General features: G+C 64.0%; 15 protein-coding genes and 2 pseudogenes. 9 read left to right on the top strand and 8 right to left on the bottom strand.

Translation table 11 applies throughout. From position 1 onward, the window contains the following. Positions 1-196 precede the first annotated feature (196 nt). From bpln_RS19540 to bpln_RS19520, 5 genes are all read right to left on the bottom strand, one after another. Positions 197-1,609 (bottom strand): ATP-grasp domain-containing protein, encoded by a 1,413-nt coding sequence (locus bpln_RS19540; protein ID WP_148654094.1) that lies wholly within the window; start codon positions 1,607-1,609, stop codon positions 197-199. A gap of 10 nt (positions 1,610-1,619) precedes the next feature. Further along, the gene (gene serC / locus bpln_RS19535) at positions 1,620-2,717 is read right to left on the bottom strand and encodes a 3-phosphoserine/phosphohydroxythreonine transaminase (RefSeq protein ID WP_055139735.1); all 1,098 of its coding nucleotides are present in this window, start codon (positions 2,715-2,717) and stop codon (positions 1,620-1,622) included. Positions 2,718-2,924: 207 nt separating this feature from the next. Then, on the bottom strand, positions 2,925-3,827 hold the full coding sequence (locus tag bpln_RS19530; RefSeq protein ID WP_042627052.1) for a LysR substrate-binding domain-containing protein: 903 nt from the start codon (positions 3,825-3,827) through the stop codon (positions 2,925-2,927). A 68-nt stretch (positions 3,828-3,895) separates the two neighbouring features. Next, positions 3,896-5,662: an SWIM zinc finger family protein gene (locus bpln_RS19525; protein ID WP_042629230.1), complete on the bottom strand. Its 1,767-nt coding sequence runs from the start codon at positions 5,660-5,662 to the stop codon at positions 3,896-3,898. A 55-nt stretch (positions 5,663-5,717) separates the two neighbouring features. Continuing rightward, positions 5,718-6,632, bottom strand: a complete 915-nt coding sequence (locus bpln_RS19520) for a helix-turn-helix domain-containing protein (RefSeq protein WP_055139734.1) — start codon at positions 6,630-6,632, stop codon at positions 5,718-5,720. A 200-nt stretch (positions 6,633-6,832) separates the two neighbouring features. Between bpln_RS19520 and bpln_RS19515 the strand changes: the two are divergent. The 5 genes and pseudogenes from bpln_RS19515 (at position 6,833) to bpln_RS34235 (ending at position 12,838) form a co-directional block, all read left to right on the top strand. Next, positions 6,833-7,574 (top strand): annotated as a pseudogene (locus bpln_RS19515) (IS6 family transposase). 577 nt (positions 7,575-8,151) lie between these two features. Further along, positions 8,152-9,243: an oxygenase MpaB family protein gene (locus bpln_RS34245; RefSeq protein ID WP_082465362.1), complete on the top strand. Its 1,092-nt coding sequence runs from the start codon at positions 8,152-8,154 to the stop codon at positions 9,241-9,243. A 35-nt stretch (positions 9,244-9,278) separates the two neighbouring features. After that, positions 9,279-10,688, top strand: a complete 1,410-nt coding sequence (locus bpln_RS19505) for an aldehyde dehydrogenase family protein (protein ID WP_055139732.1) — start codon at positions 9,279-9,281, stop codon at positions 10,686-10,688. A 122-nt stretch (positions 10,689-10,810) separates the two neighbouring features. Beyond that, positions 10,811-10,999, top strand: coding sequence for a rubredoxin (locus bpln_RS34240; protein ID WP_082465361.1), 189 nt, complete (start codon positions 10,811-10,813; stop codon positions 10,997-10,999). 864 nt (positions 11,000-11,863) lie between these two features. Then, a complete protein-coding gene (locus tag bpln_RS34235) occupies positions 11,864-12,838 on the top strand; it encodes a SphA family protein (protein WP_158512046.1) in 975 nt (324 codons plus the stop codon). A gap of 203 nt (positions 12,839-13,041) precedes the next feature. Here bpln_RS34235 and bpln_RS19500 read toward each other — a convergent pair whose 3' ends face one another. Continuing rightward, entirely contained in the window at positions 13,042-13,716 is a 675-nt protein-coding gene (locus tag bpln_RS19500; RefSeq protein ID WP_141755287.1) for a TetR family transcriptional regulator, read from the bottom strand. Between the two features lie 273 nt (positions 13,717-13,989). Here bpln_RS19500 and bpln_RS19495 point away from each other — a divergent pair. Next, positions 13,990-14,641, top strand: a pseudogene (locus tag bpln_RS19495) (IS6 family transposase); the annotation flags it as partial. A gap of 130 nt (positions 14,642-14,771) precedes the next feature. Next, the gene (locus bpln_RS37065) at positions 14,772-15,497 is read left to right on the top strand and encodes a hypothetical protein (RefSeq protein WP_162492386.1); all 726 of its coding nucleotides are present in this window, start codon (positions 14,772-14,774) and stop codon (positions 15,495-15,497) included. 56 nt (positions 15,498-15,553) lie between these two features. Here bpln_RS37065 and bpln_RS37400 read toward each other — a convergent pair whose 3' ends face one another. Beyond that, positions 15,554-15,766, bottom strand: coding sequence for a hypothetical protein (locus bpln_RS37400; protein WP_055139729.1), 213 nt, complete (start codon positions 15,764-15,766; stop codon positions 15,554-15,556). A gap of 463 nt (positions 15,767-16,229) precedes the next feature. Next, on the bottom strand, positions 16,230-16,361 hold the full coding sequence (locus bpln_RS38195; RefSeq protein WP_275472439.1) for a hypothetical protein: 132 nt from the start codon (positions 16,359-16,361) through the stop codon (positions 16,230-16,232). Positions 16,362-16,668: 307 nt separating this feature from the next. Here bpln_RS38195 and bpln_RS19480 point away from each other — a divergent pair, with 307 nt between their 5' ends. After that, complete coding sequence (locus tag bpln_RS19480; RefSeq protein ID WP_055139728.1) at positions 16,669-19,254, top strand: hypothetical protein; 2,586 nt, start codon at positions 16,669-16,671, stop codon at positions 19,252-19,254. Then, complete coding sequence (locus tag bpln_RS19475) at positions 19,251-21,776, top strand: amidohydrolase family protein (protein WP_055139727.1); 2,526 nt, start codon at positions 19,251-19,253, stop codon at positions 21,774-21,776. Before bpln_RS19480 ends, bpln_RS19475 begins: the two co-directional genes overlap by 4 nt. Positions 21,777-21,791: the final 15 nt, after the last annotated feature.

Raw genomic sequence — 21,791 nt, 5'->3', positions numbered from 1 at the left:
TCAGCACGGATGGTAGGGATGACCAAAAAGGTGATGATGCGAGTGTTGCATGCGCGTATGCGAAATCCGCATGGTGCAGGAAAACACCCGGACGGGAACCGGACCCGGTGACGCAGACAAGGCGTCGGGTCCGTCGTGGGAAAGATGAGGATGGACCGCCGGGGGCAACCGCGGCGCCCGGACGTCGATCAGGCAGTCAGGCCGTGATGCCGGCGCCGTCCGGCTTGCGCGTCTCGAGCAGCCGGCCCACCGCCTGCGCGATCCGTTCGACGCCGGGGTTCTTGAAGGCCAGCGGGCCGGCTGGCGGCTCGCGATGGGCCAGCATCGTCGCGTTCGCCTCGAACACGAGCACGCGTCCGTCCGGCAGCCGCGAGAAATCGATCCCGGCGTAGTCGAGGCCGAGGCGCGCGCCGACGGCTTCGAGCGCGGCCATCGCCCGCGCGCCGAGCGCCTCGGCCGGGCTCGCGAGAAAGCGGCGCTCCTCGTCGAGTTTCCAGGCGTGTCCGGTCATCCCGGCCGAGAAGTAATGCACCAGCCAGCGGCGCGAAATCGCCAGATGGTAGGCGTGCGGCTTGCCGCCGACATAGATCATGCGGTACTTGCGGAAATGGCCGTCGGCGCCGCGCGAATCATGGAACGCGGTCGCGTAGCAGGGGCCGGACAGCGCGCCCAGCGCGGCCCACAGCGCTTCGGGCGTGGCCTGCAGCGTGACCTGGTCGCCGCCGTGGCTCGCCGCGGGCCGCAGCAGCACCGGGAAGCCGACGCCGGCTTCGGCCAGCTCGCGCGCGAGCGCCGGCGCGCTGCCGGGGCGCGCGGACAGGCGCACGCAGGCCGGCACCACCAGATCGGCGATGCCGGCCAGCAGCGTGCCGATGCGATCGCGCCGCGTGCGGGCAACCGCGTCCGGCGCGTTGAGGACGGGGCGCGGGCACGCCGCCATGAAACGCGCGAGCCGCTCGCCGAGCGGTTCGGCCACGTCCGCGTCGCCGAGCGCGTTGAAGACGAGATCGTAGGGCGGCAGTTGGCCGTCCTCCATCGCGTCGGCATAGTCGATCGCGTAACGGATGCGGCAGACGCGGGCCAGCGGCAGCAGCCCGCCGATCGGCACGTTGCCGTTGCCGCGCCCGCAGCCGAGGATCAGGAGGCGCAGCGGCGCCGTCCCCAGCGCCGGCTCGATGAAGACGCGCTGCAGCCGGTAGGCCTGCGAACGATGCGCGGCGGCCGCCTCGGGCTGACCGTCCCCGTCGAGCAGCACCGCGAGGTTCTGGTGCGCCGCCGCGATGCCGGGCGCGATCGCCAGCGTGTGCCGATACCAGTGACGCGCATCGGCGTGGCGGCCGTGCATCAGGTAGACGGTCGCGAGGTTGTAGAGCGCCAGCGCGCGCTGCTCGTCGGGCGCCGCGCCGAGCATGCGCAGCGCGGCCAGCGCCAGCTCGTGCGCGGCGGCGCCGGCCGTGTCGCCGTGGGCGCGCAGTCTCGCGAACAGCCGCTCGTGCAGATCGGCGTCGAGCGGCGCGCGGTCGAGTTGTCGCGACAGGTCCGCGATCCCGTCCGGCATGGCGGTCGTGGCGGGCGCGGTCAAGGCGGGCGACGGATTCGGCGCGGTCATCGGCATCGGCTCAGGCGCGCGCGCGGCCGAAATCGGCCAGCGCCTCGCACAGCACGGCCACCGCCTCGGGCGTGACGGCGTTGTAGAGCGAGGCGCGCAGGCCGCCCAGCGAGCGATGGCCCTCCAGGCCGATCATGCCGAGCGCGCGCGCCTGCTCGATGAAGGCCTGGTCGAGCCGCGCGTCGCCGAACGTGAACGCCGCGTTCATCGTCGAACGCCAGCGGCGCCCGGCATGCACGGTGACCGCGTCGCCGAGCGCGTCGAGCGTCGCGTACAGGCGCCCGGCCTTGGCCGCGTTGCGCCGCGCCATCGCCGCCAGCCCGCCGATCTCGCGCGCCAGCCAGCGCACCACCAGCGTCAGCACATAGATCGCGAACACCGGCGGCGTGTTGTAGTTCGAGCGATGCGCGACGTGGGTGCGAAAGTCGAGGATCGACGGCAGGCCGTCGGGAATGCGCTCCAGCCAGGCGCGATCGATCAGCGCCACGGTCACGCCGGCCGGCCCGAGATTCTTCTGCGCGTGGGCGTAGACCATCGCATGGCGGCCCACCTCGGCCGGCTTCGAGAGAAAGTCCGACGACATGTCGGCGATCAGCGGCGCCGCGATCTCGCCCTCGGGCGCGGCGAACTGCAGGCCCTCGACGGTTTCGTTCGAGACGTAGTGCAGATAGCGCGTATCGGCCGGCAGCGCCAGCGACGCCAGCTCGGGCAGGCTCCGGTAGCCGCTTTCGCGGCCGTCCCACACCACGCGGCAGCCGCCCGCCCGGCGCGCCTCGGCGCTGGCCCGCGCGCTCCAGTAGCCGGCATCGACATAGGCCGGCAGGCCGCGCCCCGAGCCGGCGAAATTCATCGGGATCGTGGCGAACAGCAGGCTGCTGCCGCCCTGCAGGAAACAGATCGCGTGACGCTCGTTCAGCCCCAGCAGCGCGCGCAGGGTCCGCTCGGCCTCGTCCACCAGCGCCAGGAACCAGTCGGACCGGTGGCTCATGCCGAGCACCGACACGCCCGTTTCCGGCAGCGCGAGGATCGCCTCGCGCGTCTCGCGCAGCACCGCGTCGGGCAGCGCGCCGGGGCCACCGGAGAAGTTCAGGACAGCAGGGCTATTCATGCTTGGTCGGCCGGTTGGAACGCATCGATCGAGGCATCGATGTGCCGACAGACTAACAATCGCGCGGCGCGGCCATGAGCGGAGCAGAAGGGAAATCGCCCGCTAATTTCGGTGAAAAGTTGCTGAAATGAAAACCCAAGAAACCGGAAATATTTCGAAATACACGATTCGCGAAATAGCCTGCCGCGTGGTGCTCGAGCGAGGCGCTCAGGCTGAAGCACGCAGATGCTGCCAGAGCGTATCGACGAACGCGTCGCGGCGCGTGGCATCGCGATAGACGCGCAGTTCCACGTCCAGATGCCACGCGCTGGGCCCGGCCATGACCAGTTCGCCGGCCGCGAGTTCGCGCGCGACCGCGCTCCTCGGCAGCCACGCGAGCCCTTCGCTTTCGATCACGAGCTTCTTCAGCACCTCGGCCATGTCCGATTCGTAATGCAGCCGCAGCGCGGGCGCCGTGCGGGCGCGCGCGAGCAGCAACGCCTGGCAGCGCCCGAAGTAGCTGGTGTCGGTGTAGGAGATCAGCGGCAGCGGCTGCTTCGCGGTGCCGGGCAGCCGGAACAGCGGCGCCGCGCGCGGCGTGGGCCGGCTCACGGGCAGCAGCGTGTCGATGCCCACCGTCAGGTGCTCGTAGCGGGCCGGGTCGAGATGGAGCGGCAGCTCGGGATGGTGATAGGCGAACATCAGCTCGCAGTTGCCGTTCACCAGCGCGAGGATCGAATCGTGGACGTTGGCCGGCACGACGCGCGCGCGCACTTCGCCGAAGCGCCCGGCCAGCGCCTTCAGCCAGCCGGGCAGGAAGTTCAGCGCGATGGTGTGGCCGGCGGCGATCTGCAGGCCGCGCCCGCCGATGCGCTGCTCGGTGCGGATGATCGCGCGCGTGTCGTTGAGCTTGTGCAGCACGTCCTCGGCGACTTCGCGAAACAGCCGCCCGGCCGGCGTCAGCACCGGCGGAAAGCCGCTGCGGTCGATCAACTCGGCGCCCACCCATTGTTCGAGCGACTGGATGCGCCGGCTGAAGCCGGACTGCGTGACGTTGCGGAACTCCGCCGCGCGCGAAAAACTCTGGTATTGCGCGAGGGCCAGGAAGTCCTCGATCCACTTGATTTCCATGCGCGGCGGCGGGGTTCGCTGAGAAGGGGGAGGCGATTCGGGCGCATTCTACGCCGCGAGCGGGCGCATCAGGACAGCGAATCGAGCAGCTTGACGAAATTGCGTTTGGCGCGGTGGGTCGTACGTATCGTTTCAAGTTCGGCCGCGAATTCGTCATGCTCGCCATGCCGCCGCCGCAGGCCGGCGATCGCCTTCACGATCTCGAAAGCCGGCTCGTAGCGCGCGCCGTAGGTGCCGCGCTCGATCTCCGCGGGCAGCAGCCGGTGGTACAGCGCGATCGCGTCGTGCGGGTGGGCGCGCCCGCGCGCCTCGGCCATGGCGCGCCAGACCTCGGTGGGCACCGTGCCTTCGTTGAACACGCGCCAGGCCGCCTCGGCATCGTCGCCCATCAGCAGCGCCTTGACGAGTTCGCCGCGATAGGCGGTCCGCCGGATCGTGCCGACGTCGTCCCGCGCAGACGCGTCGCGCTCGATACACGCGCGCAGATGCGCCAGTGCGCGGGTCCGCGTCGCCTCGGTGCTGCCGGTCGTTGCCGCGACCTGCATCAACGCCGCGAACGCATCGGCCGAGGGCCGGCAGAGAAAGCGCTGCCACGCGCACGCATCCGCGTCGGCGAAATCCTGGTTGCGCAAATGCAGGGCGATGCAAAACGCATGAAGCCGCGTGTCCGGATGACTGCCGCCCGCGGCGATGCCGCGCCGCGCCCAGGCGAGCGCCTCGTCGTCGCGGCCGTATTCCACACAGGCCTCGGCCACTTGCAGGAACCGGTAGCCGCTCGACAGATCCTTGGCGAGTGCCGCGATCAGCGCGTCGGCATCGTCGTCGAAGCGGGCCAGCGCCAGCTTGGCCGCCTCGATCCGCAGCCGATCGTCCTCGTAGGACTGGCGCCGATCGGCACCGATATCGAGCGCCGGCAACGCATCCCAGCGCGCGTCGAGCTGTTCGCGGTAGCGTTGCAGTCCGTCGGTGCCGAGCGCCGGCGCATAAGCCGGCAGCACGTCGCCGAGGATCGTCCAATCGTCGATGAGTTGCAGGCCGAACAGCCGCCGCGCGAGCGACACGGGCTCCGGCCTCGTGCGCAGGCAGGCATCGAGATGCACGGCCGCCAGTTCACGGATCGCGGGCAGCACCGCGCCGCCCGAATCGTCGACGCGTTCGAGGCTTGCCACCGCGAGCTCGATCGCCAGTTCGGCCAGCTCGACCACCTGTCCGGCTCGCGCGCCATCGAGCCGTTCGCGCAGGCTGCCGGCCAGCGTCTCCAGACCCGCCGCGTAACCGGACGCCTCGCGCCAGTCCAGATGCCGGCTCACGCGTGCGATCCGGCGCACCGCCGCTTTCAGGTCGGCCTTATCGCCGCCGCTCGCGCGCGCCGCCAGCAGCAGCTTGTCGCGCAGGGCACGATCGCTTGCCGCCGCCTCGCGCAGCCAGTCGCGCAGCGCCTGCACGTCGAGCGTGGCGAGGAACTCGTCGATCCAGTCCGCCTGGGTCTTGCGCGGCTTGCGCGCGGCTTTTGCGGGCACGTCTGGCACCGGGAACACCTCGGCGCCGGAATTTTCGAGCCATGACAAGGCGACCGCCACCGCGTGCTTGCAGAATTGCCTGCGCTCGCCCACCGGACAGCTGCAGGCATGGATCAACTCGCGGCCGGCGCCGGCGCGCAGCTCGACCGTGTAGAGCGCACCGCCGCGCACCGTGGCCCGCAGCCGGTCGACGTCGACGTCGAGGCGCGATACCGCGCCCTCGTGGAAACAGGCATGCCCGCGCGCGACGGTCTTCTCGTCGGCGAGTTCGAGAACGGCGGCGAGCGTCAGGACATCGGCAAGCGTAGGGGACATCATCGCGACCCGGGACAAAACGATATGGTAGACGGTCCCGGCCGGCGGCGGCTCGCTACACGCGCTCCAGCAACGCCTTCAGCAGCTTCGCACCCGCCTTGCCCTTCGCGGCGCCGGTCCAGAGCCGGTCGATCATCTTGCGGTACATCGCGAGCGCGTCGGCCGAGGTCGTGATCGTGGCGATGCCGGTGCGGATGTTCGGCAGTTCGCCGAGCCGGAACGGCGAGGCCGCCACGTGTACGCTCTCGCAGCTCTCGAAGATCTGGAAGGTTTCGCTCGGCAGGTTGTCGTTGACGATGCCGATCCGCACGCCGGCCGCGTCGTCCTCGAGCATGCCGACGATGCGCGCCACCTCGCGGCGCGCGGCGAGCTTGCGTTCGAGCTGCACGCCGGGCGGCAGGCCGAGGCGGCCCACCAGCCCGTGATGCAGGAACTGCTCGATCTGGCGCAGCCCGATCAGGCTCGTCACGTTCGGCGGCGCCTGCCGGTACGCGGCCTTGCGCTCGGCCAGGATCACCATCACGTTGGTCAGCGTGCGCGGCCAGTCGGCATCGGCGGGCGCGGGCGGCGCGCTCTCCGCGAGCATCGTGCGCAGCCAGTCTTCGTAGTCGTCCGAGGTGAGCAGGAACGAGAACGGATCGAAATGCGCGACGATGCGCTGCGCGCGGCTTTCGAGCTGGCGCATCCGCTCGAAATAGCTGACCGCCGAATCGTGATATTCCACCTCCACGCCGAGCAGGTTCGCGAGCGAGACGCCGAACAGCGCGGCGAGCCGCTCCAGCGTGTCGATCTTCACGATCTCGCCGCGTTCGAGCTTGTAGACGGCCGCGCGTGAAATCGCCAGACGCTCGGCCACGTCCTCGCTGCGCAGTTCGGCGGCCATCCGGTACGCGCGCAGACGTTCGCCGATGCTGGCGAAGTCGAAGCGCGCGCCGCGAAGACGCTTTTTTCGGGAACCGGCTACGGACATGCAGGACCTCGGATCGCGGATGGGAACTCGGCACGATACTACGTGAAAGTGCTCGGCCCCGGCCGGGCACGATGCGGCATGCCCTGGCCGATGCGTGCCCGCATGCGCCGCTTGCAATCGGCCGATGCCGCAATCAGTCTAAATATTTAGACAACGAAGCGGAGCATGACACTTTTCGAAGCCACGCAATGACTGTCGCGATGGCGCCGTCACATTGGCAATGTGTGGTCGCGGAAGACGGCGCGCTGAAACCCGAAGCGCGCTACCACGGCCATCGATTCCCCGCAGCAATCATCAGCCAGGCGATCCGTTGGTATTTCCGCTTCCCGTTGAGCGTGCGCGACATCGAGGGGCTGCGATTCGAGCACGACGTGATCGTCAGCTACGAGACGATCCACCGATGGCGCGACAAGTTCGGTGCGACCTTCGCCCGGCGGGTCAAGGCTGCGCGACGAAAGCCGGGCCGCACCTGGCATCTGGACGAGATGTTCGTGAGCCTGCGTGGCGAGCCCTGGCTGCCGTGGCGAGCGGTTGACGAACACGGTGCCGTGCTGGATATCCTGCTGCGGAAGCGGCGCGACGAAGCCGCAGCGAAGCGCTTTTTCCAGCGTGTGCTGCGTTCCTTTCCGTTGCCGTACAAGAGCGCCACCGACCCGTTACGCAGCTACCCGGCTGCGAAGGCCGGCATCCCGGCGCTCGCCAACGTCAGGCATGTGTTCGTGCAGGCCGTTGCCCGCGTGAACAACCGCGCCGAGAGCTGCCGAGAGCTGTCATCAGCCGACCCGCGAACGCGAGCGACGCATGCGGGGATTTCGCGACCTGAAGCGCACTCAGGCTTTCCTCGAGAGCTTCGGGCCGACCCGCCAGCACTTCGCCCTGAAGCGGCATTTGCTGCGCGCTTCGCTTTATTGCAAACACCTCGCCGTCCGCTTCTCGGCGTGAGATGAGGGCTTGCCTCGGGAGATCGCAAGCGCGGCGCCGACGGCCTGACCGGCCGGCGCACGGACCATCTTGCTGGCCGGAGGGCGAAATTTCCGGTGGGTGATGCGGGCCGCGCTTGAGCGCCAGGCCGAATGCGGAATCGGTCGAGCCGACACGAGCGTATCCGGGACGCGCCCCGCTCTCGGCTACCAGCGCCCAACCAGCAGCTTTCGGCATTCCTCCGAGCGGCGTGAGCGCCAGGACGAGTCGGCCCGGAGCGTCAGTGTTAGCGACCAAGCTCGTTGTAATAACTTCGCGAGGGACGTTCGCCGCGCTACGCGCGGCCGCCTGTTGGGCCAGTCGTTCCCAAGCAATCGCTTCAGTTCGCCTCGGCGAATGGCCAGGCCTCTACCGGCGAGCTACCTACAGACGCTGCACTGCCTACCCGCACCCTGGATTTCGCTAGAAAGTCGTGCGCCGAATTGCGCGGCGCAGCAAATTGTAAGGATGCCGCGCAGGTCTTGACACAGGCAAAGAAATGCGAGGAAGATCACGGCTGTTATTCCCGATCGGGAATATGCCAAAGAGGAGACGCGTCATGAGCACGGATGGACCGACAATTAGTGTCAACAAGGTGGTCACGAAGGAACGCCTGTACGGGAAGGAGTCGCGCTGGAGAAGAAATGGGACACCTCAGCCGGGCTCCTCCTCGACGGACTTCGGTGTGTTTGGGCCAGGCTCGGTGGCATGGGAGGTACTCCTTCACCCGGCATCGATCGTGTTTCAAACCTCGTCGCAGGGGCTGCTGCAACTCACCTACAAGCCGATTCTTGCCGGCGTGCGGGACTGGGATCCTCTGTCGAAGAAGGCACGAAACGGCACTCTGACCATCTTCGATTATTTTGATCGCTTGCAGCGCAATTCGGGCATCCACGCGCCCATGTGGCTGGGTGACAGGGATACTGCCCAACGTGTAGCCAGGCACCTTGGCAACATTCATGCAAAGGTGGCTGCTGACGTCATCGACTCCGGTGCGCCGGAGTTGGGAGGATACGCAGCCAACTCCCCCCGCGAATCCATGTGGGCGGCATTGACGGAAATGCACTCGATGCTTTGGATTTACGAATCGCTGGCATACAAGGGGTTTCGGCGCGTTGGACGTCTACCCGCGAACCTCCGCGATCAATTCATCAGCGAAGTTTCCGAATACTGCCGCCTATTTCCAGCGCGTGATGAGCAATTGCCTCGGACGATGGAGGATCTCAAGGCGCTTTACAAGAGAGACGAGAAATTGTTCGGGACCTCTCCAACGATGCCCATCATCCCCGAGACGGGACAAAACTTTTGGGAGCTTCTCCACGAGACCGTGAAGAAGAATGACCATCCCAGTCAATGGCGAGTGAAACTTCAGCTTTTCTTTCAAAACAAGGTTTTTGCTATCCCGGTGCAGGCGGCGGCCTCGCATCGAACCAGGCACAACATGGGTATGTCGCCACGGCAGGAAGCGAAGGTGCTCGCCCGGGCCAGGCGCATGCGCCCTTTGATTTGGTTGCTGCAGCGCCGGCCGATCGCAAATTACTTCATGCGAATCATGTGGGGGCCTGACGGGGCTCGCTTGATCGAGTCGGCTAGAAAGTTGCATGAAGAGGCAAAAAAAGAAAAAGGTCTCCGTTTCGCCTCGCGAACATAAATGCCAATTCACTGCCATCAAAAATAAGGTGTGTTATGAGCGAATATTTGCTTTCGATCGCTGGCCAACAGGTTGGTGGAAAAAAAACGATCAATGTGATAAACCCCGCGACTGAACAAGTATTGGCAACGTGTTCCGTTGCCGATGAAGAGCAACTTGACCAAGCGGTTACGGCGGCTTCCAAGGTGCAACGCCATTGGGCCAATATGTCCCAACAGTCTAGAAGTAGCCGGTTGTTGCAATTTGCCAACGCTATCGAGGTCCGGACTGAAGAACTTGCCAAGTTGCTCACCAGTGAGCAAGGCAAGCCGTTGACCGAAGCCAGATTGGAGATTGCCGGCGCGGTAGCTGTCATCAAGTTTTATGCAACTCAAGAACTCCCTATTGTTGTACTGGAAGAGAACGAGAGCGGACGGATTCTTGAGCAACGCGTACCTTTGGGCGTCGTCGCAGCAATCACGCCCTGGAATTTTCCGGTCATACTGCTCGCAATGAAGATCGCTCCAGCGCTTATTGTTGGCAATGCGGTCGTCGCAAAACCGTCTCCGTATACTCCATTGACGACGACAGTCATTGGAAAAATAGCGAACGCAATCTTTCCGCCAGGCGTACTGAATGTCATCGTTGACAATAACGACCTTGGAGTAAAACTAACGTCACATCCATTGATCAGCAAGATCAGCTTTACCGGCTCCACGGAAACCGGAAGACGCGTAATGGGCAGTGCGGCAGCAAGCTTGAAACGGCTGACGCTGGAGCTCGGGGGCAATGACGCAGCCATCGTGCTGGAAGACGTGGATGTCGAAGCAACTGCAGAGAAAATCTTTGCCGCCTCCATGTTCAACGCAGGTCAGGTCTGCCTGGCCACCAAGAGAGTCTACGCACACCGCTCGGTGTACGCAGCGCTGTGTGCTGCTTTGACGAAGCTCGCGAAGAGCGCAGTCGTGGGCGATGGCACTGAACCTAACGTCACCGTAGGACCAGTTCAAAACCGGGCGCAATTTGAAAAAGTGCTTTCGTTGATTGAAAGCGCAAAAAGCACCGGCTCGGTGCTTGCCGGAGGCGATCGGCTTGATAGGCCGGGTTATTTTATCCAGCCGACAATTGTTGCTGATTTGCCGAATGATGCGCCTCTTGTCATGCAAGAGCAGTTTGGCCCTGTTCTCCCGGTCTTGCCTTTTGATGATGTGGACGATGCGATCGAATGGACAAATTCCTGTGAGCTGGGACTTGGCGGCGTGATCTGGTCGAAAGATACCGACAGGGCACTGGACGTGGCGCTGAAGATCGGCAGCGGTATTGTGTGGATCAATAAGTTTCTGGAGATCCCCTTCACTGTGCCATTTGGAGGAGCAAAGCAGTCGGGAATTGGCCGGGAGCAGGGAATTGAGGGCATGAAAGAATTCACTCAGGCCAAAGTCATAAACATGGCACTTGGCGGCTAAATTCAGAAAATCCATGCGGCGTGAAAATAAATTCAAGCACCAAAAATAATTCGCCGCAACGACTCCCGCAACACTCGAATCGAATTTAATTCTGGATATGATTTATAAAACGTTGACGAATAATGACGAATAGAAAATCAAAAGGGTTCAGGGTGTGGCGCTGCATGGTCTGCGGCTTCGAGTATTCCGAACAGAATGGTTTCCCTGAGGAGGGAATTCCGCCCGGAACTGCATGGGAGCAAATCCCCGATGCTTGGGCATGTCCGGATTGTGGCATGAGCAAGAGCGATTTTGAGATGGTTCCAGTGTGAGTGGCTGTGCAACTCGAAGCGCCACCCGGCGAGGCTCGGCGATATCAGTGCCAACGAACTCGGCACCCAATGTCTCAATCTCATGAACAAGAGGGTGACAAGCCCGGTGAGGTAGCGTGCCGTTGCTGCACGCGTTGCACTGAGCCGGTCCCTCGTCTAGAGGTGATACCCCAGCGCCGGGATCGGAAAGCCACTGGTGAGCCGTGACGGGACGGAGCAACGGGCATCACCTGTTCCCGTCAGTGGTAGGTCTGTGCAGCCTTTCCACCTGACCTCCGATGCCATCTGCACTGATCATCCCGTGCCGGCTGGAAATTGCGTCGTTCGCGCGTGGCGCGCAACGGTCGACGGTACACGACAAGCTCCGCCACGGCTCGATCGCGGCAGCCTTGATCGATCGTCAGACTGACGTGGTCGAACGGTCCCGGCAGATAGATGAGACGTTCGGGGCGTAATCCGGCATGCCTTGGCGAGATTCACTTCGCTCCGCGTGACGCCGGGATGCGGCCACTCAGAGCACCTTCGGGAAGACTCCAATAACGAAGCATCTCCGGAAAAACTATTATCCCCATATTCCCGGTCGGGAATATGGGGATAAAGGGTTCCTCGAGGACCGTAACGGCAAGGCCGCGGATGCCGGCCAGGCCGTTTCTGGAATGGTATTCACGGAGGTGTGCTTGACCACATCCATGTCGACCAAGAAGTCTGGCTTTCAATTAATCAGAAATACTAAGTAATACAACGTGACTCGCGTCACACCAGGTCGGTACGTCACTAGAGAGGTGTTCCAGTCATGACGTACCCCAACCAAAAAACAAACAAATGCGCCGCACATGGTGCCAGCGCGGATTCAAGGAGGAGATCGTGAAAATTCAACGTATCATTTCGCTCGTTGCATGCGTGTTCTTTTTCTATTACGGAGAAATGGCCTGCGCGGTGGAGTCGTTCAAGCCGATCGGCCCGATTGGGGGGACAGACATTCGTCAAGCTTATCTACCGCCCCCAGGGTTATACGGCATCGGCGTAGGAGTCGGACTCACGCTCCCCAAGTATTGGGGCGATAATGACACCCTCGATTCAAGGGGGACCCCTATAGTTGGAGGCGGCGGCCTTCTATACGTTTACGATACTGATCTATTTGGTGGAAAAATAGCATCGACCGTCTTCGAGACCTACGCTGATCAGAACTTTGGAATCAAAGGTGGAGCAAAGAATAGAAGCGTGGGTTTTGGCGACATATATTCTGATATTTTCATGTGGTCGCGATTTTTCCCGAGCGCGGATTATGCAAGACAGCCGAAAGGCGGAAATGCGATGCCTTACGGCTTGCAAGTCATGCTTGGCCTCGGGATGAATTTTCCTACGGGCAAGTATCACGCCTCGGACCCGGTGAATGTCGGCTCGAATATTTACACGTTCTCCCCAAGCATCGCGCTAACCTACACTAAACCAAGCATCTTTTATGACGCACCTGGCCACGCAACCGAATTCAGCGCCAGATTTTTCTTCAATAAATATACAAAAAATCATGCTACCGACTACCTTTCCGGACCAACGATAAGCGCGGATTTTTCGATGACTGAGCGAGTCAATCAATGGCAGTTTGGTATCGCAGGGACCACCTATACACAAATCGCCGATGATACTATTGGAGGCACCTTACATCCGAACAATGGCAACAGAGCGAGTTTCCTGTCCCTTGGTCCGTTGGTCTCATATGACTTCGTCGCTGCAGGTCGTTACTGGAACCTGACAGCAAAGGGCATGCTGGCTGTGGCCGGGCGGAACACCGTTGCGTCCAGTGGTGTTGTAATTAGGCTCGTTACGAAATTCAAATAATTCATTTTCCGCGAGGTCATCCGCAAGAGGCTGCTCCGTGCGCATTGTTTCATCAGAACAGCCTCTTTCGATACGTTAACGAGGGTGTTGCACGATTCTCGCTGAAATTGTTGGCCCCAGTAAATAAGTAGATTCGACCTCTCTTGTATCGGCTACATAGGAAAATGCCTGGGCGACTCCACGCATACGCGGCACCAATACACTCACTCGCGTTTCAAAAGTAACTCCGCTCCCGAAAAAAACACGTCGAGACTGAAGTCGAGTTGCTGTCTAGTATAAGTATCCACTCCAATCTTTGAAATTCTCCGCAAGTTGGCGAATTCCTTCTTGCTTGTGTGTTCCAAAGTTCTTGCAAGCGAAAAAGCCCTCGGCCTCTCAGAGGTTTCTTGGGATTGAATGATGTCGCGGGCATGCCCCAAGCAGATGGTGGCAAGCATCGTTGTAAGCCGAATTGTCGCCTCATCGTCGAACGACGCTTTATGAAATTGTTGAAACAATGCCTCGCCCGGCTTCATTACCGATGCTATAAGCAGGTCTCCGAACCAAAGATGCTCGGCAAGTGTCCCGATCGAAAGGACGCCGTCGACAAACCCGCGGGCAAATCGTCGGCAAGCTTCCTGCCAGTTCTCTGCGGCAATAATCTCCTTATCCGAAAACTGTCGGGAAAAGCGGTCCATCGCGATCAGCTGGAGCAGCGACTGTCGATCTTTGACGTGATAATGAAGGGCCTTACGATCGACGTTCAACACGTCAGCAAGCGATTGCATCGATATGGCTGCAGCATCAAGCGTTCTGGTCGCCTCCATGATCTTTAACAAATCCAGGCCTGCGCGCTCCCCCCGAACTCTTGTTACCGGTGTTTCCTTCTTTGCTTGCACGTTATCGTCAACCTCCATCCTAGGGAAAGCTTGGCCGTTTTGTATATGCCATTGCGACTGTAGGGCAGACCTTCTTACCGTGTACAGTTCGATGCCCCATGCACACTCAGATCTTGGTACGCGTCGCGACCAATCAATGCGCCTTCTTCATGCCGGGTGTGAACAGGTGAAATGCTAGCGCATATCATAAGCCCATTAGCCATATTGGCGGATCCGGTCGCTGTTGGCTTGGCGCCGTCACATTGGCAATGTGTGGTCGCGGAAGACGGCGCGCTGAAACCCGAAGCGCGCTACCACGGCCATCGATTCCCCGCAGCAATCATCAGCCAGGCGATCCGTTGGTATTTCCGCTTCCCGTTGAGCGTGCGCGACATCGAGGGGCTGCGATTCGAGCACGACGTGATCGTCAGCTACGAGACGATCCACCGATGGCGCGACAAGTTCGGTGCGACCTTCGCCCGGCGGGTCAAGGCTGCGCGACGAAAGCCGGGCCGCACCTGGCATCTGGACGAGATGTTCGTGAGCCTGCGTGGCGAGCCCTGGCTGCCGTGGCGAGCGGTTGACGAACACGGTGCCGTGCTGGATATCCTGCTGCGGAAGCGGCGCGACGAAGCCGCAGCGAAGCGCTTTTTCCAGCGTGTGCTGCGTTCCTTTCCGTTGCCGTACAAGAGCGCCACCGACCCGTTACGCAGCTACCCGGCTGCGAAGGCCGGCATCCCGGCGCTCGCCAACGTCAGGCATGTGTTCGTGCAGGCCGTTGCCCGCGTGAACAACCGCGCCGAGAGCTGCCGAGAGCTGTCATCAGCCGACCCGCGAACGCGAGCGACGCATGCGGGGATTTCGCGACCTGAAGCGCACTCAGGCTTTCCTCGAGAGCTTCGGGCCGACCCGCCAGCACTTCGCCCTGAAGCGGCATTCCGCTCGTCGACACGACCTCGCACCTAGATCCGAACATCTTCATCGGCGAACGCTCGCCTCGATCATCTTTTTTTTTAGACAACCGGGACGCAGCGCGCATTTCGATATCGACCTTCCTCTTACCCCTCCGGACAACCATGCCAGTTCCCCGCCGCACCACGCCGTCCGAGCCGCCCGCGAGGCATGCACCCGTGACGGCACACCGCTGGCTCGCGGCAGCCCTGCTCGCCACCGGCGCCGCGGCCATCGCGCTGCTGGTCGTACACCGCGTGGTCGGGTTCCGCGCTGGGACCCATGGCCGGCGCGGCATCCTGCTGCTCGTGGTGGTCGGCTCGTATGGGCCGGCCGCCGCCGTACTGCCGGCCAACCTGCCGAACGTGATCATGGCCGGCATACCGGAGCGATCGCCGGGCACGCGGCTCGGCTTCTTCGAGTATCTGCTGCGGTTTTTCCCGGCCGGCGCCATGGTGCGCGGCGCGGTACTCGTGTATGCCGCGCGGCGGCTGTTTCCGGATCAAGCGCGGGCGGGCCGGGTTCCCGCTACGCCATTCCCGGCGCCGGACCGCCGGGAATGGCACGCGGCGGCACCGCTGGCGATCACGCTCGGGTTCTGGCTCACGGATTCGCTGCATCACGTCGCGCCGTGCCGCGTTGGGCTCGGCTTCGTATCCGTTTATTTCGCGACGTCGCCGCCGGCGCGGTTCCGCCGCTTCGTGGCCGCGCTGAAGCTCGACCTGCTCGCGTTCGTCGCGGCGATCATCGGGCTGGCCGCGCTCGTCGACCGGGACTCGATCCACGCGCCTTCGGCCTGCTCGCCCCCGACGCGCTGCGCGATCGCCCGCTGCTCGCGTATCCCGCGCTGACGGCCCTGTCGGTCGCCCTTTTGCTTCGCCGTCACCTCGAACGCGGAGCCGGCGCTCTACACGCCGTTCGTGGCGCATGCGTTCGCACACGGTTTGCCGTCGAAGACGGCCATGCCCGCGCAGGTCACCGGATACGCGACGACCGTGCTGCCCTGCCAGTCGCCGCCGATCGTGTTCGGCAACGCGCTCGCGAAACTGGAACGGCGCGCGGCGCGGCGCGATTGCCTCGTGACGGCCTTGCCGGGATTCGTGTTGGCGGTGCCGGCCAATGTGCGTGGTGGCGCTTGCCGGACTGGTCGTGAGCCGTGCCGGGCGGAGAAGGGGGGAAGCAACGGGCGCCGGGCTGCGCATGCCCGAAGGCACGGCGCGATACAGGCGCCACAAAAGACAATTCCGTCGCAATCGATGCGACGGAACGAATGGGATGACCGGTAAACGCGAACCACGAATCAGGCGTTCCTCCGCCTGCTCGTTGCCGACGCGGCCGATCGTCGAGCGGTTGCCGGGTTGCGGCGAATCCGGCTTCGGGATTCGCCCCGGCGGGACGATCGGCGGCGCGAACGCGTTCGCGTGACCGGCAAACGCACGCTGGTTTCAGCGTGCCGGAACCCTGCGCGGCGACTGCCGCCGGGTTCGATACGCGACATCGGCTGTCGGGGGGCCGGATGCGCCGTCGCAGCCTCGAAGCCGCGCCGCTCCGCATCGTGGCACCGGCGGCCGTGCCGCCCGCCATTACATGCGGCGGTGCGCTTCGGCGATCAGTTCGCAGGTGCGGACGTGGATTTCCCACGCGCGCGCCAGACCGCTACGCAGTTGAGCAAACCATTGATTCACAACGGGAGTCGACGCAGTCGCAGCTTTCATGATGACCTCAGGGTTAGTGCCTAGGGGAAAACCCGTATTATACGGATCCATCGCTGCGGTGCAACAGGGATTGGGGTTTTCGCAACAGGGGCAGCGCGATGCAGCCGAATGCGAGGCCAAGCTAAAGTCAGACGATCAAACGGCCGTTATCGATCCTGAGAGAACGATCCAAACGCGCCCTATTATTTCCCGCAGCGCCAATCCCCCCTTTCTCCCCTCGCCGCCTCGGCCGCGCGGACGCTCGCCGTCCCGCGCCCGAGGCGGCGTTGCGGCGCCGGGGTGATTGCCGAGCGATACGGAGACCCCGATGACCTCAATCACCATCCATCTGGATGATTACGATAACTCGACCAAAATCGAGCCCGATAATCTGGTTCATCGAAAAATCTACAAGGCGCTGACCGACGATATCGCGGCGTCGCTGCTGTCCCGGGCCGGCCGCGCCGAAACCGGCGACTCGAAGACGTCGCGCCCCGACGAGGACCACTATCCGCCCGGCAGCGGCCTGATCCACTTCATCGACGGCTCGCGCGGCGCGGGGAAAACCACCTTCCTGCGCACGGTTTACGCCGATCTGCCGCGCGCCCTGTCGGAAAATCCGCCGGTCGGGAAACGCGTCCAGGTCCGGCAGCTCGCCTACATCGATCCCACGCGCCTGGAAGGCAGCGAGATCATCCTGCTGAACGTGCTGCGCGCCCTGAAGCTGGTGGCCGAAAAAGCCACGCCCAGCCTCGACAACGAACGCCGTCGCGAGGATTTCCGGCGGCACTTCAAGCAGCTCGCGGGCGGCCTGAGCCTGTTCCGCAAGGCACACGATCCGCTCGCGCATCACGACCCCGAGCTGTTCTTCGACCGCGGCCTGGCTCGCGCGGCCGACAGTGACTCACTGCGCAACGGCCTGCACCTTGCGATCGACCTCGCCTGCAACATGCTCGGCGTCGACGCGCTGCTGCTCGCGTTCGACGACGCCGACACCAATTCGCGCCACGCCTACAAGCTGCTGGAATGCTTTCGCAGCTACCTCGATACGCCGCGGCTCGTGATTCTCGTCACCGGCGACATGGAACTGTATTCCCTGCTGACGCGCCGCGCGTTTTCGCTGCAGTTGCCGACGGCCACCGACGAGCCGGGCGAAAGCCGGCAGGCGCAGCGGATCCGCATGCTCGACCATCTCGAGGATCAATACCTGCTGAAGCTGTTCCCGCTGCGCCGCCGGTATCACCTCAAGAAACTGGGACGCCTGCTCGACGAGGACGGCAAGAACAACACCTACCAGTTCCGCTCGACCCGCTGGAACGAGGTTCCCCGCACGCCGATCTCGGTGATGGACGAAATCATCCGGCGCGGCTTGCGCGTGCGCTCCGCGTCCGACGTTTCGCTGTTCCGCGAGCATCTGCTCAAGCAGCCGCTGCGCTCGGTGCTGCAGGTCATGCAGGGCTGCGCGCCGTTCCTGCATGAAACCGACGAGCAGGCCAGGGACGACACGAGCTGGAGCCGCGATCTGTCCGACGCCGTGCGCGGATCGCTGCGCGCCATGGCGCAGGGCAGCCTCTACAAGAAGGGCATCATGGTCGACGATCTGGCGGCCAACTACCTGCCCACCTTGACCAAGGCCGTGTTCGAGTTGGCCTGCGAGGACGGCGACGTCGATACGGCCGCCTACCTGCGCCCGCAGGCCAGCGACGACGATCTCAACAACTGCTACATGTCGCTTGCCGCCGAGGTAGCGGGGTTGTGCGCCGAGAATCCGTCGAACGCGCTGATTTACATGCTGGCCGGCCCCGGCAGCGTCTCGCTGTGGGGCAAGGAAACACGGCGCATGGCGTCGCGGATCAGCCCGGAACTGCTGATGAAGCAGTTTCGACAATACATGGCGGTGGGCCGCGTCGAGGACGCGCTGAACTGGGCGCGCCGAGCCACGGCCGTGCTCGCGGCGGCCCATCCGACCTCGCCGAGTTCGTCGGTGGTGGACTTCGGCGTGATCGGCCTGAACAAGAGAAAGCCGAGCCACGCGAAAAAGGAAGACTTCAAGGTCATCGACGACATCCTGCGCCTTCAGGCGTCGTCCCCGGAAGGACTGCCGACCATCGCATACAGCATGCTCGACGTCTCGAACCAGAGCAGCCGCGGTTATGCGTCGATCTACAACATCCTCGGCCTGATCGAACGGCTGTTGAGCGCGGAGAGCCCGGCCATCGAGCGGCGCCTGAGCAGCACCTTTCCGCCGCTGACCATCAGCAGCCCGGACTGGGGCGAGAGCATCATCGCCTCGGGCAATGCCGGCGACACGGACAGCGACGAGCCCGACGGCGCCGATGACACTCCCCTCCCGGCAAACAGCGCGCATGGCAAGCTGGTCGATGCCATGGCGGCCTGGACAACCTCACTCGAGGGCATCTTCGAAAATTACGCTCCGTCATCGATCTTGCTCGGCAAGATCTGGGTGCGAACCTATTTCAGCCTCGAAAAGGCCTCGGACCTTGCCCGCAGCGCGAGCCGCGACGGCAACAAGCGTCTGGATGAAATCATGGCGCTCAGCGCAGCCTGCCTGATCAATGCGTTCCTGGTCGAGGAAGCCGACCACAGCCTGGGCAAATTCGAGGGCACCGTGGATCGCACCAATCCGGCCACTTCGGCGGCTTCCACGCTGAAGCACAAGACGGCGTTCCTGCAAGCCAATCGGACGCAATTGCCGCTGACCGTCGCGATCGCGAGCTGTCCACTCGTACTCGGGCTGCTCGGCACCAATGAGCGGAAAATCATGGTGAAGGCATTGGAACTCGGCCCGCTCGGCAATCTGATCCACAAGCTGCCAGAGGCCAGTATCGTCAAGAACGCATTCATCGCCGGCCAATGGCAGAAGCATTCCGGATCGGCCAAATCCCAAGCATGAGCGGCCTGCCGATCTCCACGCCGTCGCTGCTCGCCTGTGCGCTGCTGTCGAGCCACCGCGTGCTGGCGAGCCTGCAGGCCGGCTCGCTGCATGCACCGCTGGCCGACGACGACCTGCGCGAAGCGCTCTACCTGACCCATCAGCCGTGGGCCGCGCGCGAACCCGATCATGTCTTCCGGCGCGCCTGGGAAGCCTGGGATGCCTATCGGCAGCCGCACGACGGGCCGCCGCTGCTGGCCGCCATGCGCATCCTCGCCGAGGAGTTCCTGACCGCACGGCACGGCGAACTGCACGTCAAGCTCGACCGCTTCGGCGTCTGGCAGCAGAGCGTGCTGAGCCGCATCAGCGGGCTGGCGCTGCAGGCCGCCGCCCACGTCTGGCCGCCCAGGGACTGCTTCCTGCAGCCGCTCCTCGCCGCCCCCGGCGCCACCGGCGCGCCGGCACCGCGTCAGCCGCACACGCTGCTACTGCCCTACGATCCGCTCGTGGAGGAATATTTCCATCGCGAGGGACTGCACGAGACGCACCTGCACCTGAACGGCAGCACGCACGCCGAACTCTGCTGGCTGCGGGCGCTCGACGCGCCCGACCAGGAGACCGACGAATTCGCGATCAAGCTCGCATCCGGCAGCCGCGAGGCGCATGGCCTGCGCGAGCTGGCCCGCTCGATCCAGCCCGATTTCACCATCGTCGAACTGAAGCGGCAGCTCTTCATCGCGCGGCAGTTGCGCGGCTATCTACTGGCCGCCGCGTTCGGCTGCCTGAACAACGAGGCAGCGCTACCGGCCACGTTCGAGGCGCTCTACACCGAGGCGCTGAGCTTCACACCGCCGCCCGTGCGGTGCAACCCGCCCGACCATGAACGCCTGGCCCGGCGCGGCGCGATCGATGTCACCGCCGAGCGCGAATGGCTGTATCGTCTGCTCGTCCGGCTATGCGAGCGGCCCTCGGTAACGCTTACCAACATGCTGCACGGCTATCTGCTGCTGCAGAACCTCTACTACCGGCTGCTGGTGCAGAGCGAGGACCAGTACGGCTTCGACCAGTTCCAGAAGCTGACCTGGACGGACCTGCGCGAGCCCGCGGAAAAGGACTACCTGGAACGCTTCCGCGCCATGCACGGCCCGCTGCCCGCGCACAGCCGGATCGTCTACCTGGAAGGGCGTTTCGCACCGAAACAGACCGATTTCAAGAACCTCGAACTGCTCGAGCGCATCCTGCGCGGCTACTGGCGCTACCGGAACGACGACAATCCGCCATCCGGCTTCACGAAGCTGCTGCGCGATTTCGATGCCAGGCTGCGCGAGCCGGCGCAGGGACGCCGCCTGCGGCTCGCGCTCGTCGCGCATTTCATCAAATCGCCTGAAACCACCGACGACAAGCCCTACCGCTTCTACGCCTTGCGCACGCGGCTCGTCGATCAGGCGCATGCGCTGTGCTCGATATTCAGCCTGTATCCGTCGCTGCGCCATTGGATTCGCGGCATCGACGCCGCCGCGAACGAACTCGACGCCCCGCCCGAAGTCTTCGCCAGCACGTTCCGGATCTGTCGCGCGGCGGGCGTGACCCGGCGCAGCTATCACGCCGGTGAGGATTTCCATCATCTGATGAGCGGCATCCGGGCGATTCTCGATGCCATGGAACTGCTCGACCTGCGCGACGGCGACCGCATCGGTCACGGCACGGCGATGGGCATCGATCCGGAACTCTGGCTGCAACGCATGCCGGGCCAGGTGCGCCTGCGCAAGGACGAATGGCTGCTGGATCTGCTGGCGGCCTGGCAATTGCTGCAGGCCAGCAACCAGACGGCGCTCGCCTACAAGGTCGAGCGCGAACTGACCGAACTCGGCGGCGAACTGTTCGGCAGCGAGATCAGCGCGGTGACGCTGGATCGCGCCATGCGCCTGCGCGGCCTGAATGTCGCCTATCTCGACCTGGTCTTCTCGCGCTCGACACGCGAGGAACTGGCCGCGAACCGCCCGCGCAAGTCGATCGATATCGTCAGCCCGCTGCACGACGCCGAACGCGCCGAGGCCAGGCGTGTGGACGACGCGATCCGCACCCGCCCCGGCGACTGCAAGCTGCTGTGGCGCTGGCTTGGCGACGACGCGCTGCGCGAACGCGGGCGCGAGCTGATGCCAGTGGCTTGTGGGCATTTCTCGGCAAGCGAATACGTCACGCTGCAGCAGGCGCTGATGAAGATCGTGCAGCAGCGCCGCGTGCTGATCGAAACGCTGCCGTCGAGCAACGTCCGCATCAGCCAGTACCAGCACTTCGAGGAGCACCACGTGTTTCGCTGGATGCGCCTGCCCGGCGCATTGAAGTCGGGCGACCCGGAAATCATGGTGACGCTGGGCTCGGACGACCCCGGCATCTTCGCCGGGGAACTGGCGGGCGAGTTCTACCAGATCTATGCCGTGCTGCGCGAGCGCGGGCTGGCCGACAAGGAAGCGCTATCGCTCGTGGCGGCCCTCAACGAACGCGGCCGCGAGTACCGTTTCCACGACTTCGCGCTCGGCTGACCGCCCGACCGGGCG

The sequence above is a fragment of the Burkholderia plantarii genome, from assembly GCF_001411805.1.
In the GTDB taxonomy this organism is placed as follows: domain Bacteria; phylum Pseudomonadota; class Gammaproteobacteria; order Burkholderiales; family Burkholderiaceae; genus Burkholderia; species Burkholderia plantarii.
This window is presented reverse-complemented; position numbering and strand designations above follow the sequence as displayed.

Bases quoted from the DNA above. Each gene is read 5' to 3' on its own strand.
- bpln_RS19530 (WP_042627052.1), bottom strand. From the start codon at position 3,827: ATGGAAATCAAGTGGATCGAGGACTTCCTGGCCCTCGCGCAATACCAG.
- serC (WP_055139735.1), bottom strand. From the start codon at position 2,717: ATGAATAGCCCTGCTGTCCTGAACTTCTCCGGTGGCCCCGGCGCGCTG.
- bpln_RS19540 (WP_148654094.1), bottom strand. From the start codon at position 1,609: ATGACCGCGCCGAATCCGTCGCCCGCCTTGACCGCGCCCGCCACGACC.
- bpln_RS19520 (WP_055139734.1), bottom strand. From the start codon at position 6,632: ATGTCCGTAGCCGGTTCCCGAAAAAAGCGTCTTCGCGGCGCGCGCTTC.
- bpln_RS19480 (WP_055139728.1), top strand. From the start codon at position 16,669: ATGACCTCAATCACCATCCATCTGGATGATTACGATAACTCGACCAAA.
- bpln_RS38195 (WP_275472439.1), bottom strand. From the start codon at position 16,361: ATGAAAGCTGCGACTGCGTCGACTCCCGTTGTGAATCAATGGTTTGCT.
- bpln_RS19505 (WP_055139732.1), top strand. From the start codon at position 9,279: ATGAGCGAATATTTGCTTTCGATCGCTGGCCAACAGGTTGGTGGAAAA.
- bpln_RS34245 (WP_082465362.1), top strand. From the start codon at position 8,152: ATGAGCACGGATGGACCGACAATTAGTGTCAACAAGGTGGTCACGAAG.
- bpln_RS34240 (WP_082465361.1), top strand. From the start codon at position 10,811: ATGACGAATAGAAAATCAAAAGGGTTCAGGGTGTGGCGCTGCATGGTC.
- bpln_RS19525 (WP_042629230.1), bottom strand. From the start codon at position 5,662: ATGTCCCCTACGCTTGCCGATGTCCTGACGCTCGCCGCCGTTCTCGAA.
- bpln_RS19475 (WP_055139727.1), top strand. From the start codon at position 19,251: ATGAGCGGCCTGCCGATCTCCACGCCGTCGCTGCTCGCCTGTGCGCTG.
- bpln_RS37065 (WP_162492386.1), top strand. From the start codon at position 14,772: ATGCCAGTTCCCCGCCGCACCACGCCGTCCGAGCCGCCCGCGAGGCAT.